This is a genomic window from Microbispora sp. KK1-11 (genome assembly GCF_006874435.1).
Lineage (GTDB): Bacteria > Actinomycetota > Actinomycetes > Streptosporangiales > Streptosporangiaceae > Microbispora > Microbispora catharanthi.
The window spans coordinates 80,091-93,742 of the sequence record NZ_VIRJ01000016.1; the positions used below are offsets into that span (position 1 = coordinate 80,091).

13 protein-coding genes are annotated in these 13,652 nt (G+C 72.7%); 8 read left to right on the forward strand and 5 right to left on the reverse strand.

The features are described 5' to 3' along the window. The first annotated feature begins 4 nt into the window (after window positions 1–4). On the forward strand, window positions 5–1,159 hold the full coding sequence (locus FLW16_RS22850) for a cysteine desulfurase family protein (RefSeq protein WP_142562162.1): 1,155 nt from the start codon (window positions 5–7) through the stop codon (window positions 1,157–1,159). A 37-nt stretch (window positions 1,160–1,196) separates the two neighbouring features. Here FLW16_RS22850 and FLW16_RS22855 read toward each other — a convergent pair whose 3' ends face one another. The 3 genes from FLW16_RS22855 to FLW16_RS22865 form a co-directional block, all read right to left on the reverse strand. Continuing rightward, window positions 1,197–1,751 (reverse strand): hemerythrin domain-containing protein, encoded by a 555-nt coding sequence (locus tag FLW16_RS22855; RefSeq protein ID WP_142562163.1) that lies wholly within the window; start codon window positions 1,749–1,751, stop codon window positions 1,197–1,199. Next, window positions 1,748–2,668, reverse strand: coding sequence for a Rieske 2Fe-2S domain-containing protein (locus FLW16_RS22860; RefSeq protein WP_142562164.1), 921 nt, complete (start codon window positions 2,666–2,668; stop codon window positions 1,748–1,750). Before FLW16_RS22860 ends, FLW16_RS22855 begins: the two co-directional genes overlap by 4 nt. A 134-nt stretch (window positions 2,669–2,802) precedes the next feature. Further along, complete coding sequence (locus FLW16_RS22865) at window positions 2,803–3,843, reverse strand: DUF695 domain-containing protein (RefSeq protein ID WP_142562165.1); 1,041 nt, start codon at window positions 3,841–3,843, stop codon at window positions 2,803–2,805. 76 nt (window positions 3,844–3,919) lie between these two features. On the opposite strand from FLW16_RS22865, the gene mnmA reads away from it, so the two are divergent. After that, window positions 3,920–5,005 carry a tRNA 2-thiouridine(34) synthase MnmA gene (mnmA, locus tag FLW16_RS22870; RefSeq protein ID WP_142562166.1) on the forward strand — a complete coding sequence of 362 codons (1,086 nt, stop codon included), beginning with the start codon at window positions 3,920–3,922 and terminating at the stop codon, window positions 5,003–5,005. Window position 5,006: 1 nt separating this feature from the next. On the opposite strand, the gene FLW16_RS22875 is transcribed toward mnmA, so the two are convergent. Continuing rightward, window positions 5,007–5,639 carry an MBL fold metallo-hydrolase gene (locus FLW16_RS22875; RefSeq protein WP_142562167.1) on the reverse strand — a complete coding sequence of 211 codons (633 nt, stop codon included), beginning with the start codon at window positions 5,637–5,639 and terminating at the stop codon, window positions 5,007–5,009. A gap of 19 nt (window positions 5,640–5,658) precedes the next feature. Here FLW16_RS22875 and FLW16_RS22880 point away from each other — a divergent pair, with 19 nt between their 5' ends. The 4 genes from FLW16_RS22880 to FLW16_RS22895 all read left to right on the forward strand — a co-directional run bounded on the left by FLW16_RS22880 (window position 5,659) and on the right by FLW16_RS22895 (window position 9,499). Continuing rightward, window positions 5,659–6,663, forward strand: coding sequence for a methionine synthase (locus FLW16_RS22880; RefSeq protein WP_142562168.1), 1,005 nt, complete (start codon window positions 5,659–5,661; stop codon window positions 6,661–6,663). Window positions 6,664–6,771: 108 nt separating this feature from the next. Next, on the forward strand, window positions 6,772–7,389 hold the full coding sequence (locus FLW16_RS22885) for a DUF1989 domain-containing protein (RefSeq protein ID WP_142562169.1): 618 nt from the start codon (window positions 6,772–6,774) through the stop codon (window positions 7,387–7,389). A gap of 27 nt (window positions 7,390–7,416) precedes the next feature. Next, entirely contained in the window at window positions 7,417–8,553 is a 1,137-nt protein-coding gene (locus tag FLW16_RS22890; protein ID WP_221891225.1) for a tRNA-dihydrouridine synthase, read from the forward strand. Between the two features lie 79 nt (window positions 8,554–8,632). Continuing rightward, entirely contained in the window at window positions 8,633–9,499 is an 867-nt protein-coding gene (locus FLW16_RS22895) for a polysaccharide deacetylase (protein ID WP_142562170.1), read from the forward strand. A 20-nt stretch (window positions 9,500–9,519) separates the two neighbouring features. Here the strand turns inward: FLW16_RS22895 and FLW16_RS22900 are convergent, their stop codons facing one another. Then, window positions 9,520–11,085, reverse strand: a complete 1,566-nt coding sequence (locus FLW16_RS22900; RefSeq protein ID WP_142562171.1) for a PucR family transcriptional regulator — start codon at window positions 11,083–11,085, stop codon at window positions 9,520–9,522. Between the two features lie 124 nt (window positions 11,086–11,209). Between FLW16_RS22900 and FLW16_RS22905 the strand changes: the two genes are divergently transcribed. Further along, entirely contained in the window at window positions 11,210–12,637 is a 1,428-nt protein-coding gene (locus FLW16_RS22905) for a cytosine permease (RefSeq protein WP_142562172.1), read from the forward strand. Then, a complete protein-coding gene (locus tag FLW16_RS22910) occupies window positions 12,634–13,617 on the forward strand; it encodes an asparaginase (RefSeq protein ID WP_142562173.1) in 984 nt (327 codons plus the stop codon). The genes FLW16_RS22905 and FLW16_RS22910 overlap by 4 nt, the downstream gene beginning before the upstream one ends. The last annotated feature ends 35 nt before the right edge of the window (window positions 13,618–13,652 follow it).

Genomic DNA, 13,652 nt, shown 5'->3' on the forward strand with positions numbered 1-13,652 from the left:
GGTCGTGGGAGCTGCGTATCTGGACCATGCCTCGACCACACCGATGCTGCCCGAGGCGATCGAGGCGATGACCGCCCAGCTCGGGCAGGTCGGCAACCCCTCGTCCCTGCACGCGGCGGGCCGCCGCGCCCGCCGGGTCGTCGAGGAGTCGCGCGAGACGATCGCCTGCGCGCTCGGCGCCCGTCCGAGCGAGGTCGTGTTCACGGCCGGCGGCACCGAGGCCGACAACCTCGCCATCAAGGGCCTGTTCTGGGCGAGGAGGCGGCCGAGGATCCTGATCAGTTCGGTCGAGCACCACGCCGCCCTCGACCCCGCCCACTGGCTCGGCGACAACCACGGCGCCCGGGTCGAGCTGCTGGACGTGGACGAGCGGGGCCGGGTGCATCCGGAGACGCTGCGCGAGGCCATCGCCCGCGACCCGGACGACGTGGCGCTGGTGAGCGTCATGTGGGCCAACAACGAGGTGGGCACCGTGCAGCCGGTGCGCGTGCTGGCCGGCATCGCGCACGAATACGGCATCCCCTTCCACACCGACGCGGTGCAGGCGGTGGGGCAGCTCCCGGTCTCGTTCGCCGAGTCCGGCGTGGACGCCATGACCGTCTCCGGCCACAAGGTCGGCGGTCCCGTGGGCGTCGGGGCGCTGCTGCTGGCCCGAGGCGTCGATCCGGTGCCCGTCCTGCACGGCGGCGGGCAGGAACGCGACATCCGCTCCGGCACCCTCGACGCGCCGGCCATCGCCGGGTTCGCGGCGGCGGTCGAGACGGCCGTCGCGCGGCAGCCCGCCACGGCCGAGCGGCTGTCGGCGTTGCGCGACGACCTGATCGAGCGCGTACGGCTGGCCGTGCCCGACGTCGTGCTGAACGGCGACCCGGTGAACCGGCTGCCCGGCAACGCCCACTTCTCGTTCCCCGGATGCGAGGGGGACGCCCTGCTCATGCTCCTCGACGCCAAGGGCGTGGAGTGCTCCACCGGCTCGGCCTGCTCGGCCGGGGTCGCCCAGCCGTCCCACGTGCTGCTCGCCATGGGCCAGGACGGCGCGCGCGCCCGCGGCTCGCTGCGTTTCTCCCTCGGTCACACCTCGGCGGAGGAGGACGTCGACCGGGTCGCGGAGGTCATCGGGCACGTCGTCGAGCGCGCCCGCCGTGCCGGTCTGTCGTAACTTGCCCTATTTCCCCCTCCCGCCGCCATCGCCGCGCCTACCGGGCCGTACGGCGCAGCAGCGCCCGCTGGAGGCGAAGGACCGCCCGGATGCGCCGTGACGAGCGCAGCCGCCACAGGCGGGCCTGGAGCAGGTCGCCCAGCTCGATCAGCCGTTCCTCATCCGCGAAGCGCTCGATCTCGGGGAACATCTGCCGCTCCTCGTCGAGGTGGGCGTGCGACTCCAGCGCGTCGTGCATCACGCCCAGCTCCCGGTCGAATCGCTCGGTCTGCGGGTCGGCGCGCACCAGCGCCGCGAGCTGGTCGCTGAGCTGGCGGTGCTCGGACCAGGCGGCCGAGATGGCCGGGGTGACGTCCCGCATCGCGGGATAGAAGATCTTCTCCTCGATGCGCTCGTGCATCCACAGCTCGTCGAACAGCTCGTCGGCGAGCGCGCGCCGTCGTCCGGGCTCCGAGCGCGGCGTCTCCAGCAGGCGCCGCATGAGCCCCCGCAGCACCTCGTGGTGCTCCACGAGCACCCGCGTCGCCGTCTTGCGCTCCTGCGGGGCCGGTGCCTCCCGCACCTCCGTGAGCACCTGTGGCCTTCTCCTCATGGCCGCACCTCCTGCTGGTGGACCAGCGCGCTGCCGGGAGGCGAGCTGGTCGCCTTCGGCGCCCGGCGCACCTCGATCCACCCGTCGCGTACGCGAGTCTGAAAGCACGGCGCCGGGGCGACGGCCGGGCCGTTCAGGCTCTCGCCGCTGCGCAGCTCGAACTCAGAACCGTGCCAGGGGCAGGTGATGGACCCGTCGCGGAGCCAGCCCTGGGACAGCGGGCCGCCCAGGTGCGGACAGGCGTTCTCCAGGGCGTGGATGCGGCCGTCCGCGCGGACCAGGACGACATCCACGTCGCCCGCCCGCACCCGGTGGGGGCGATTGTCGGTCAGGTCGCGCTCGGCCAGCACCGGGGTGAAATGGCGTGGATCGAGCTGCCTTTTTGTCTGGTCGACCCCGATCCGGTGGCGGTAGACGAGCGTGCCGCCCAGGAAGCCGCTGGCCATGATCACGGGATAGCCGAGCAGGGCGGCGAGCCGCCCCCGCAGGTGGTGCCCCCGTCCCCGCTGCCACCACGACCAGCCGTACAGGACGAGGGCGAGGGTGTTGAGCGTGCCGTGGACCATGCCGACGCGCCGGGCGTCGTCGTGCGTGTGCTGCCAGTCGTGCAGGCCGGTCACCGCCGCGGCCAGCGCTCCGGCGAGGCCGACTCCCACGGCTGCGCGCGCCGCGCGCTTCTGCCCGGTGAGGTCCAGGACCAGCGCCGTCGTCCAGGAGCCGATCGGGAGGTCGGTGAGCACCGGGTGGAGAGGGTGCCCCAGCCAGACGCCGTGGAGAAAACCGCGGGCGCGGCTCCTGGTGACCCCGGCGAGGTTCTCGGCGAAGGCGAGACCCTGTTCGAGCCGATGCCCCGGCCGGTCGAGGCGGCCGTCGCCTTCGATCGCGTCCAGCAACCGGTTCAGTGCGCGCTGAGCCATGTCCGACCCCAATCCCATCGCCGGATCGGCCCCGCAGCCTGCGGGAACGGGCGGATCGCGGGCGCTCGCCCACGCGTTGCGTCTATCGCGACGTGCCCGTGCTCAATTGTGGCGAAACGCGCTAAATATCCGGTTCATGTCAGGAAGGGGGCGACCGCGCTCCACGAGGGGTCCTCGGCCACGTCGACGCGGGCCCGCCCCTCCTTCCACTCGGCCGCGACCTCCTCGATCACGGGCGGCACGGCGGCCGCGGGATCGGCGTAGACGTGCAGCACCCGGCTGCGGTCGGCGCTCAGGTGGGCCGTCAGCACGGCAGAGCCGAGCGCGGCCAGCCGCTCGTTCAGCCGCTCCTCGAAGTCGCGCAGCGCGTCCAGGGAGGCTCCCGCCGGCAGCCCGTCGCCGTCGGCCTCCCGGTAGGGCAGCGTGACGGCGATGTGCTGGTCGTACAGCGGGAAGTCGACCGGCCGGAGGGGATAGCGGGCGGCGGCCGTCAGCCGGCCGCCGGTGGCGGTGTGGCCTTCGAGGAGCGCCCACTGCTCCTCCGTGAAACCCTCCGCCACGTCGGCGACGACGGCGGGCAGATGGATCGCGGGGAGGGCGTCGATCGGCTCGAACTCCGCGGCCACGATCTCGCCCACCCAGCGGGCCACCTCGTCCTCGCCCAGCAGCCAGTCGAGCGCGAGGAAGGCCGCCTCCGTCCGGGTGTCGTCGTCGACGTCGGGGAAGATCGGGTGGAAGGCGGTGACGTCCACGCGCGGCGTGCCGGGCGGCACGCGCAGCGCCACCACCAGCCGGTCGAGCCCGAACTCGCGACCACCGACGTCGACCGTCAGATCCGCGGCCTGCGGGTTCGCCTGCCGCGACGGATGGAACTCCCACATCGCGTCCGCCGGCGGCGCGGCGAGGGCCCACCGGTGGGCGAACGGCCGCAGCTCCGGATCGTTCGACGCGCTGACGACCAGGGCGTTCACGGCCATGCGGCCGGGAGCGATCTCCCAGACGAGGGACGGATGAAGGGCGGTGACGGCGGGGCCGATCATCTCGAACAGGGCCTCGGGGTCCTCCGCCTCGACGTGCGCGTCGATCTGGGGACGTGCCTCGTCCCACCAGGTCCAGAATGCCGCGATGGCCTCGGCGGGGTCGGCGGACTCGCTCTTGCGCCCGAACAGTCGCATGACCCCGCATCCTCCCAGCCCGCCCGCCCCGATGCCAACGCGGGCGCGGCCCGGCGGGCGGTAACCTCGAACTGTTATGGGACCCACACGAAAGCTCCGCGTCCTCGCCGCCATGTCCGGCGGGGTCGACTCCGCGGTGGCCGCCGCCCGGATCGCCGAGGCGGGGCACGACGTGACCGGCGTCCATCTGGCGCTGTCGTCCAACCCGCAGTCCTACCGCACCGGCGCGCGCGGGTGCTGCACCCTGGAGGACGCCCGCGACGCGCGCCGGGCGGCCGACGTCATCGGCATCCCCTTCTACGTATGGGACATGGCGGAACGGTTCCATCGTGACGTGGTCGAGGACTTCGTCAGCGAGTACGCCGCGGGGCGCACCCCCAACCCCTGCCTGCGCTGCAACGAGAAGATCAAGTTCGAGGCGGTGCTCGACCGGGCGCTCGCGCTCGGCTTCGACGCCGTCGCCACCGGCCACCACGCGCGGCTGGACGACGGCGTACTGCGGCGCAGCGTCGACGAGGCCAAGGACCAGTCGTACGTGCTGGGCGTGCTCACCCGCGAGCAGCTCGCGCACGCGATCTTCCCGCTCGGCGGCTCGACCAAGGCGCAGGTGCGCGAGGAGGCGGCGCGGCGCGGGCTGACCGTCGCCGACAAGCCCGACAGCCACGACATCTGCTTCATCGCCGACGGCGACACCCGGGCGTTCCTCGCCGACCGGCTCGGCGCGTCGCAGGGGCCGATCGTCGACGCGCTCACCGGCCAGGTGGTCGGCAGCCACCAGGGGGCGTACGGCTTCACGGTCGGGCAGCGCAAGGGCCTGCACATCGACCGGCCGGCCGCCGACGGCAGGCCGCGCTACGTGCTGTCGATCGAGCCGGTGTCCAACACGGTCACGGTCGGTCCCCGCACCTCCCTGGAGGTCCGGAGCATCGTGGGCGAGCGGCCGGTGTGGAACGGCCCGCTGACGGAGCCGTACGAGCCGATCACCTGCACGGTCCAGTTGCGGGCGCACGGCGAGGTGTACGGCTGCCGCGCCCAGGTGTCCGGCGGCGAGCTGCACATCGAGCTCGACCGCCCGGCGACCGGCGTCGCGGCGGGCCAGGGCGCCGTCCTGTACGACGGGGACGCCGTCATCGGGTCCGCCACGATCGCCTCGGCCGTCTGAGTCAGGAGATCTCGACGGACTCCCCGACCGGGATGCGGCGGAAGTCGGCCTTCTGCGCCTCGGCCTCGCCGCCGAGCCAGTTGTCGACCAGCTTCAGGCCGATCTCGTTGTACAGCCCGTCGTGCGTGGAGTACGCCCGCGCGGGGCGGACCTCCCGCAGGTAGAGGATGGTGTCCGACGCCTTCAGCCACGGGCCGCCGGTCGGCACGAGCAGGGTGGGCACCTCGACGCCCGGAGGCGTGAGCGCGTCGCCCGGGTAGAACACCTCGTCGTCCACCAGGAAGCCGACGTTCTGCACGGGCGGAACGTCGGGCAGGTTGCGGGCGTGCCACTCGCCGACCGCCCGCACGTCGAAACCGGCGGTGGTGAAGGCGTCTCCGTGCTGGACGACCTGGACCTTCGCCAAGATCCGGCCGAGCTGGTCGGCGACGGCCCGGCAGGTGAAGACCTCCAGGCCCGGACCCGCGTTCTTCAGCAGATTCGCGTCCACGTGGTCGAAGTGTTCGTGGGTGATGAGCACGGCGTCCGCGCCGTCGAGGAGCCCCTCGCCGCTGAACGAGCCGGGGTCGATGACGAGCGTCCGCCCGTCCTTCTCCAGTCGCCAGCACGCGTGACCGAGTTTGGTGAGTTTCATAATCCCTAAGCTAGTGACCGTGAGCGACTATCCATGGAGCGAGGCCACAGCCACCGGGGTGGGGTCCTATCCGGGCGAGGACCATCTGGAGGCGGTCAGGACGGCCTTCGGTGAACTGCCCATGCCCTACCTGCCCGAGCTGCCCGCCCGGGGCGTGGGCGCCGACATGATCGGCCGTACGGCGTCACTGCTGGTCGAGCTGCCCGTGGAGGTGCAGCCGTCCGGCTGGCGGCTCGCCGACCGGCCGGGACGGGACTTCAAGCGGGCCAGGGACCACCTCACCCGCGACCTCGACGGCCTGGAGGAGCTCTCCCAGGGCTACGAGGGGCCGTTCAAGATCCAGGCATGCGGGCCGTGGACGCTCGCCGGGGCGATCGAGCTCAGGCACGGCGACAAGGTGCTCGCCGACGCGGGAGCCGTACGCGACCTGACCGAGTCGCTGGCCGAGGGGCTGGCGCAGCACGTGGCGGAGGTCCGGCGCCGGATTCCGGGAGCCGACCTCGTCGTCCAGATCGACGAGCCGGGGCTGCCCGGGGTGCTGGCGGGCACGGTGCCGACCGCGTCCGGCTTCGGGCGGCTGCCCGCCGTCGAGTCCCCGATCGCGGCCGAGCGGCTGAGGACCGTGCTCTCCGCGCTCGCGCCCGCCTTCCCGGTCGTCCACTGCTGCGCGCCGGGCGTGCCGTACGAGGTGATCCGTACGGCGGGCGCGCGGGGCGTGTCGCTGGACGCGTCGCTGCTGCGCCGCCGTGACGAGGACGCGCTGGGCGAGACGATCGAGAAGGGACTCGCGCTGTTCCTCGGCGTCGTGCCCGGGGTCGACACCCGGCTGCCGGACGTCGGCGTGGTGGCCAAGCCGGCGGTCGAACTGTGGCGGCGCCTCGGCTTCCCGCCCGCCCGGCTCGCCGGGCAGGTCGTGCTCACCCCCGCCTGCGGCCTGGCCGGGGCCTCGCCCGCGTACGCCAGGGCGGCGCTGGCCCGGTGCAGGGAGGCGGCCCGGGTGCTGCGCGAGGACCCCGGCGAGTAACGGGTGCCGGCGCTCCGCAGCGCGAGATGGATGCTGACACAGTCGAAGTGACATTCGCTGGAGGAAGCTCCATGGCGCCAGGTGGGGAACCGATGGTTGCCTTGGGGTATGGATTCGATCACCGCCATAGAGCGGACCGTCGTACCCGCCCGGGAGGCCAGGGCGGTGCGGGTGCCGCAGGGCCGGCGCGTCAGCGTCGTCGATCTCGAAGGCGGCCAGGTGGGCGACGTCTTCGCCTTCGCCGCCGATGACGTCACCGAGCACCTCAGCGCCTCGCATACGCGCAGTTCCACGAACCGGTTGTTCCCCGCCGTGGGGGAGCGGTTCGTCACCGATCGCCGCCGGCCGATCCTGACGCTCGTCTCCGACACCTCCCCGGGCCGGCACGACATGCTGATCGCCGCGTGCGATCCGGAGCGGTACGCCGCGCTGGGCGCGCAGCCGTCCCATGCCTCGTGCGCCGGCAACCTGCACCAGGCGCTCGCCTCGATGGGATTGGCCGTTCCCTTCACCCCGCAACCGGTCAACGTGTTCATGCGGATCCCCGTCGACGAGGAGGGGCGGCTCGACTGGCTCCCCGCGGTCAGCCGACCGGGAGACGCGATCACCTTCCAGGCGGTCATGGACTGCGTTCTCGTGGTCTCCGCCTGCCCGCAGGACCTGGTGGCCATCAACGGCGGCGTGCCGACGTCGCTGGCGATCGACGTCCTGCCCGAATCCGACTGATCCCACGTTCCGAGGAGTGCGTTTCCGATGATGAGCGCGTTCACTCCGGGTCATCCGGCCCTGCTGCCCCTCCGTTTCGCCGGCCTCGACCTGCCCAACCGGCTCGCGGTCGCGCCGATGACCCGGGTCTCCGCGGCCCCCGACGGCACGCCGACCCCGGAGATGGCCGACTACTACACCGAATTCGCCGAAGGCGGCTTCGGTCTGGTGATCACCGAGGGCACCTACACGGACACCGTCTACAGCCAGGGGTATCGCAACCAGCCGGGCATCGTGTCGGACGCTCATGTCGCGGCATGGCGGGAGATCACCGGCCGCGTGCACGCCGCGGGCGGACGGATCCTGCTGCAGCTCATGCACGCCGGCGCCCTGTCCCAGGGCAACGCCTATCGCGACGAGACGGCCGGGCCGTCCGCCGTGCCGCCACGCGGGGAGATGATGCCCGAGTACGGGGGATCGGGCAGGTGGCCGATCCCCAGGGAGATGAGCACGGCCGACATCGAGACGGCGATCGCCGGTTTCACCGGCTCGGCCGTACGGGCTCGAGAGGCGGGGTTCGACGGTGTCGAGGTGCACGCGGCCAACGGTTACCTGCTGGATCAGTTCCTCACCGACTACACCAACCGGCGGGCCGACTCCTACGGAGGCGACGTCGCGAACCGGGTGCGCTTGACGGCCGAGGTGGTGGCCGGCATCCGGGCGGAACTGGGCCCCGGCTTCTGCGTCGGGGTGCGGCTGTCCCAGGGCAAGGTCAACGACTTCACGCACCGCTGGGCCGGGGGCGCCCGGGACGCGGAGATCATTTTCTCCGCACTCGCCGACGCCGGCGCGACCTACCTGCACATCGCCAGCGAGGGCCGCGACTGGATCGAGACCGCCCGCCTCGACGGCGACGTCACGATCACGGCCCTCGCCCGCGAGGTGACCGGCCTTCCGGTCGTCGCGAACGGCGGCATGCACGATCTCGCCCAGGCGGCACGGGTGCTCGCGGACGGCCATGCCGACATGCTGTCGGTCGCCAGGGGCGCGCTGGCCAACCCCGATCTGCCGCGGCGCCTCGCCCGGGGCCTGACGCTGGACCGGTTCGACCACGCGATGCTGGAGCCGATGGCGACGCTCGGCAACGCGCGCCGCTGGCTGCGGGCGGCGCGGGCCATGTCCTGATCGCGGGGAATGCGAGACTCGGCACACCAAGGACGGTGGAACGCCGGCCGTGCGACCGGCCGGGAGAGGAAGGAGCGGGATGAGCGCGAACTGGCGTGACCGCGCCGCGGCCGTGGTGACCCTGACCTTCGACGTGGACGCCGAGACGCCCGTCCTCGCGCATGGGCGCGAGTACGCCCGGCACGCGAGCACCATGTCACACCAGGCGTACGGCCCGGAGGTGGGCCTTCCGCGCATCCTGGACCTGCTCGGCGAACTCGGCGTCCCGGCGACGTTCTTCGTCCCGGGCTGGGTCGCCGAGCAACGGCCGGGGCTGGCCGCGTCGATCGTGGAGCGCGGGCACGAGGTGGCACACCATTCCTACAGCCACCGCCCGCCCACCTCGATGACCGCACAGGAGGAACGCGCGGATTTCGAGCGTGGCCTGGAGGTGTTCGCGAGCCAGGGCATCGAGATCGCCGGGCATCGGGCCGCGCTGTGGGAGGCGTCGTGGCAGACCCCCGATCTCGTCGCCGAGCACGGCCTGCTCTACGACTCCTCCCTCATGGGTGACGACCGGCCGTACCGGCTGGTCACCGGGTCCCGCGACATCGTCGAGCTGCCCGTGCACTGGTCGCTCGACGACTGGGAGCAGTACGCCTTCCTCCCCGCGCCACACGTCGGCTCGGTGATCGAGTCTCCGGGCAAGGTGCTGGAGATGTGGCGCGCCGAGCTCGACGGGATGCGCCACTACGGATGCCTGTTCAACCTGTGTGTGCATCCGTTCCTGTCGGGCCGTCCGGGGCGTGCCATGGCGCTGCGCCGATTCGTCGAGTACGCGCTGGAGTGCGGGGACGTGCGGTTCGCCCGGTGCCGCGAGGTGGCCGAGCTGGCGGCGGCCGATCCGGACCTGACCACCCGCCGGCCCCGCTCGCCGGCCGTCGACCCCGAGGTCTATCCCTCGTAGGCGCGGTCGGCAGGTGCTGCTCAGCCCGTCTCGACGGCGAGGGCGAGGAACAGGTCGACGCGGTCCTCGGTGCGTCCCACATCCCTGCCGGTCAACTCGGCGATCTTCGCCAGGCGGTTGCGCAGGGTGTTGACGTGGATGTGCAGTGCCGCGGCCGTGGCCGCCCACTGCCCGTCGTGATCGAGAAAGGCGCGCAGCGTCGGTTCCAGATCGCTCCCGCGCCGGGCGTCGTGCTCCCGGAGCGGACCGAGCAGGTCGCGGGAGAAGCCGCGCAACGTCTCGGAGTCCACCAGCCCGAGCAGCAGCCGATGTGTGCCCAGCTCGGCGAAGCGGCGAACCGCCGGCCCGCCGGGTGAGCGCCGGAGCACCCGGCACGCCTCCCGCGCGTGCAGCAGCGGCTGCCGGAGCCCCGCCGCGTGCGGAGCCACCCCGCCGAGCCCCGCGACCACCCGCCGGCCGGGGAAGCGCCTGCCCACGGCCGCCAGAAGGCGCTCGGCCAGGAGGGGGAGCTCGGGCTCGGGATGCCGCCAGGAGAGCACGGACACGACGTCCTGCGTCCCTCCGGCCACCAACGCGGGGATCCCGGAAGCGGAGAGGAACTCGCCGGCCACCTCGGCCAGGCCGGGCAGTGCGGCGGGCTCCGGCCCCGCGAAGGCCAGCGCGCACACGGCCAGCGGCCCCGCCGCGTCCACACCGAACGCCTGCAGCCTGCCGGCCACCTCAGCCGTGCGCTGCCCGCCGGACAGCACCATCTCCAGCAGCTCGCCGGCGAAGCGCATCTCGATCGCCTGCACCGCCTGCTGCTTGGCCACCTCCAGGCTGAGGAACCTGGCCGCCTGCTCCAGCGCCGCCCGCTCGGCCGGTTCGAGGCCGGACAGCGGGCGCAGGCAGACGAGCGCCGCGTCGACGTCACCCACCGCTCCCACGGGGAAGAGCGCGGCGAGGGTCTCGCCTCGGTCCGGCTGCAGGACCACCTCCAGCGCCGGCGGCCTGCGGGCCAGCCCGGCGGTCACCGCCCTGACCTGAGCGTCGTCGAGGTCGGCCCCTGCCGCCGCGAGCACCCGGCCCGTCCGGTCGACCACGGCGAGAGGCAGGTCGTGATCCCGCCGGAGTACGTCGAGCACACCGGACGGGCCCGCCCCACGCGAGATCGCGGTCGCCAGGGCGTCGCCCCTGCGGACCATTCCGACCAGGGCCTGCTGGCGCTGGTTCGTGTACATGGCGGAGACCGCCTGGGAGACCTCCGTGAACGGCACCGCCGGGGCGATCTCCAGCAGCGGCAGGCCCGCGTCCCGGCAGGCGGTGACCAGCTCCGGCGGGGTGCTCGGAGTCTGCGGACGCAACCCGAAGACGATTCCCGCCGCCCTCGCCAGCCGCACATTCGCCACGAACTCGGCGGCGCTCACCTGCCCCGTCCACAGGCCGTTGGTCAGCACCAGCTCCCGCTCCCGGACGTACGGGGAGGGGTCGGGGAGCTCGGTGTTGTGGACCCATGCGACGGGCTCGTCCAGGGCGCCCTCCGGGCCGGGCACCAGCACTTTCAGCTTCAGCGACGCGTTCGCGACCAGGGACCGCAGCGTGAACACCGTGTGAATCTACACAGTGGCCGGCCTGATCGCTAGAGCTTCGTCCATTTATCGGGCTCTGTCCCACCTGCTTGTGTGGTGGGCGTCACACCAGGGTGTGACGCCGGCACTATCAGGAGCAGCCATGCACAACCCCCCTCCTGCCGACTCGGCGGACGCGGTCCGTTTCGACTCCCACGGCATCGAGCCCATCTCCCCCTCGGCCCGCGACTCCACTCCATGGCAACAGTTCTGGATCTGGACGGGCGCCAACATCGCACCGATCAACTGGGTGCTCGGCGCCCTCGGCATCACCCTGGGTCTCAGCCTGGTCGAGACCGTCGTCGTCGTGGCCGTGGGCAACCTCGTGGGCTGCGCCGTGTTCGGCCTGTTCAACGTCATGGGACATCGCACCGGGGTCAACCAGATGGTGCTCGGCCGCGCGGCGTTCGGGCGCCGGGGGGCGATCGTGCCGGGCCTCGTCCAGGGTCTGCTGACCATGGGCTGGGTCGGGGTCAACACCTGGGTCGTGCTCGACCTCGTGCTGGCGATCCTCGCGCAGCTGGGCGTCCAGGGCGGCACCGGCCTGAAGTATCTGGTGGCCGCCGTCATCATGGGCGTCCAGCTCTTTCTGGCGCTGTACGGCTTCTACGCCATCCGCACCTTCGAGAAGTACACCGTGCCGGCCACCGTGGCGCTCATGGCCCTCATGACCGTCCTCGCGGTGAGCCAGGCCGACCCCCGGTGGACGACCGCCGCGGCGGCGCCGGGCTCGAAGATCACCGCGATCACGCAGCTCCTCACCGCGATCGGCGTCGGCTGGGGGATCACGTGGCTGCCCTACTCCGCCGACTACAGCCGCTTCGTCCGGGCCGGTGCGTCCGCCCGGTCCGTGTTCTGGTCCACCGCACTCGGCATGTACGTGCCGACCGTGTGGCTGGCCGCGCTCGGGGCATACCTGGCCGCCTCGGGCAGCGGAGCCGACCCCGCCGGCCTGGTGACGAGCACCTTCGGGGTGATGGCGATTCCCGTGCTCCTGCTGATCATGCATGGGCCGGTCGCCACCAACATCCTCAACCTCTACTCCTGCTCACTCGCCGCCCTGTCCGTCGGCATCCGGATCGCCCGATGGAAGCTCACCCTCATCGCGGGTCTCGTGGCGTCCGTCGTGCTCGCGGTGTTCGTCCGGGCCGACAGCTTCGCCCACGCCTTCGACAACTGGATGGTCTCGATCCTGGTGTGGATCAGCCCGTGGGCGAGCATCGTCCTGGTCGACTTCTTCCTCCTGCGCCGCGGCCGGATCGACGTGCTCTCCCTCTACCGTGACGACGCCTCTGCCGCCGGCGGCACCGGCCGGCCCGCGATGATCAGCCTCGGGCTGGGCCTGCTCGCGGCGTGGAGCTGGCAGTTCGGGATGGTGCCCGCGACCCAGGGTCCCATCGCCCGGGCGCTGAACGACACCGACTTCTCGTGGCTGGCCGGCGGCCTGGTCGCGGGCGGGATCTACTACCTGCTCGCCCGGACGAGGACCGGCCGTACGTCCGGACAGCGGGAGGAGGCGCTGTCCCGATGAGCGCACGGATCCGCGTCATCACCACCGGAGGCACGATCGCCTCTGTGCCCGGCCCCGGCGGCGAGGTCAGCGTGGCCGTCGCCGGGCGCGACCTGATCGGTGCGGCCGGAGCGGCGGTGACCGTCGAGGTGGACGAGGCGATGCTCGTCCACAGCTTCAACCTCACGCTGGACGACATGCTGAGGATCGTGGAACGGGTCGCCGTGGCGGTCGCCGACCCCGAAGTGGACGGGGTCGTCGTCACCCATGGCACCGACACGATGGAGGAGACCGCGTTCTTCGTGGACCTGCTCCTGGACGCCCGCCGGACAGTGGTGTTCACCGGGGCGCAGCGGCACGCGGGCGAGCCGGACGGCGACGGGCCGCGCAACCTCGCGGACGCCCTCCAGGTCGCCGCCGCGACCGCGGGCCGGGGTCTGGGCGCCGTCGTCGTCATGGCCGGGCGGGTCCACGCCGCACGGTACGCGACCAAGGCCCACACTGTGGCGCCGGACGCCGTCGACTCACCCGGCTACGGTCCCATCGGCCGCGTGCACGACGGACGCGTCCATATCGCCGCCAGGCCCGAACGTCTCCCCGGCTTCACCCTGGCGGAGCTCGAGGGCCTGGCGGTCCGGGTGGACATCGTGCCCGCCTACCTCGGCGCCGACGGCGTCCATGTGGCCGCCTCCCGGGCGGCGGGTGCACTCGGGCTCGTCCTGGAGGCCCTGGGGGCGGGCAACCCGACCCCCGGCCTGCTCGGCGAGATCCGCGCGTGCGTCGCGGCGGGCATTCCCGTGCTCGTGACCTCGCGCTGCCACGCCGGTCCGTCCGTGCCGGTGTACGGCGCGGGAGGCGGGGCCACCCTGCAAGAGGCGGGCGCGGTCTTCGCCGGATCGCTCGCCGCCCCCAAGGCCCGGCTGCTGCTGACCGCCGCCCTCGCGGCCGAGCCCGGGCCCTCCGAGGCGCTGGCCCGGCTCGGGCCGCACCTCACGATCTGACCTCCGCCGGGATCGCGCGGAGTGATCCAAGCGGT

Coding starts and splice junctions, on each gene's coding strand:
- FLW16_RS22855 (WP_142562163.1), bottom strand. CDS start 1,751: ATGAGGAGAAGGCCACAGGTGCTCACGGAGGTGCGGGAGGCACCGGCC.
- FLW16_RS22860 (WP_142562164.1), bottom strand. CDS start 2,668: ATGGCTCAGCGCGCACTGAACCGGTTGCTGGACGCGATCGAAGGCGAC.
- FLW16_RS22865 (WP_142562165.1), bottom strand. CDS start 3,843: ATGCGACTGTTCGGGCGCAAGAGCGAGTCCGCCGACCCCGCCGAGGCC.
- mnmA (WP_142562166.1), top strand. CDS start 3,920: ATGGGACCCACACGAAAGCTCCGCGTCCTCGCCGCCATGTCCGGCGGG.
- FLW16_RS22875 (WP_142562167.1), bottom strand. CDS start 5,639: ATGAAACTCACCAAACTCGGTCACGCGTGCTGGCGACTGGAGAAGGAC.
- FLW16_RS22885 (WP_142562169.1), top strand. CDS start 6,772: ATGGATTCGATCACCGCCATAGAGCGGACCGTCGTACCCGCCCGGGAG.
- FLW16_RS22890 (WP_221891225.1), top strand. CDS start 7,417: ATGATGAGCGCGTTCACTCCGGGTCATCCGGCCCTGCTGCCCCTCCGT.
- FLW16_RS22895 (WP_142562170.1), top strand. CDS start 8,633: ATGAGCGCGAACTGGCGTGACCGCGCCGCGGCCGTGGTGACCCTGACC.
- FLW16_RS22905 (WP_142562172.1), top strand. CDS start 11,210: ATGCACAACCCCCCTCCTGCCGACTCGGCGGACGCGGTCCGTTTCGAC.
- FLW16_RS22910 (WP_142562173.1), top strand. CDS start 12,634: ATGAGCGCACGGATCCGCGTCATCACCACCGGAGGCACGATCGCCTCT.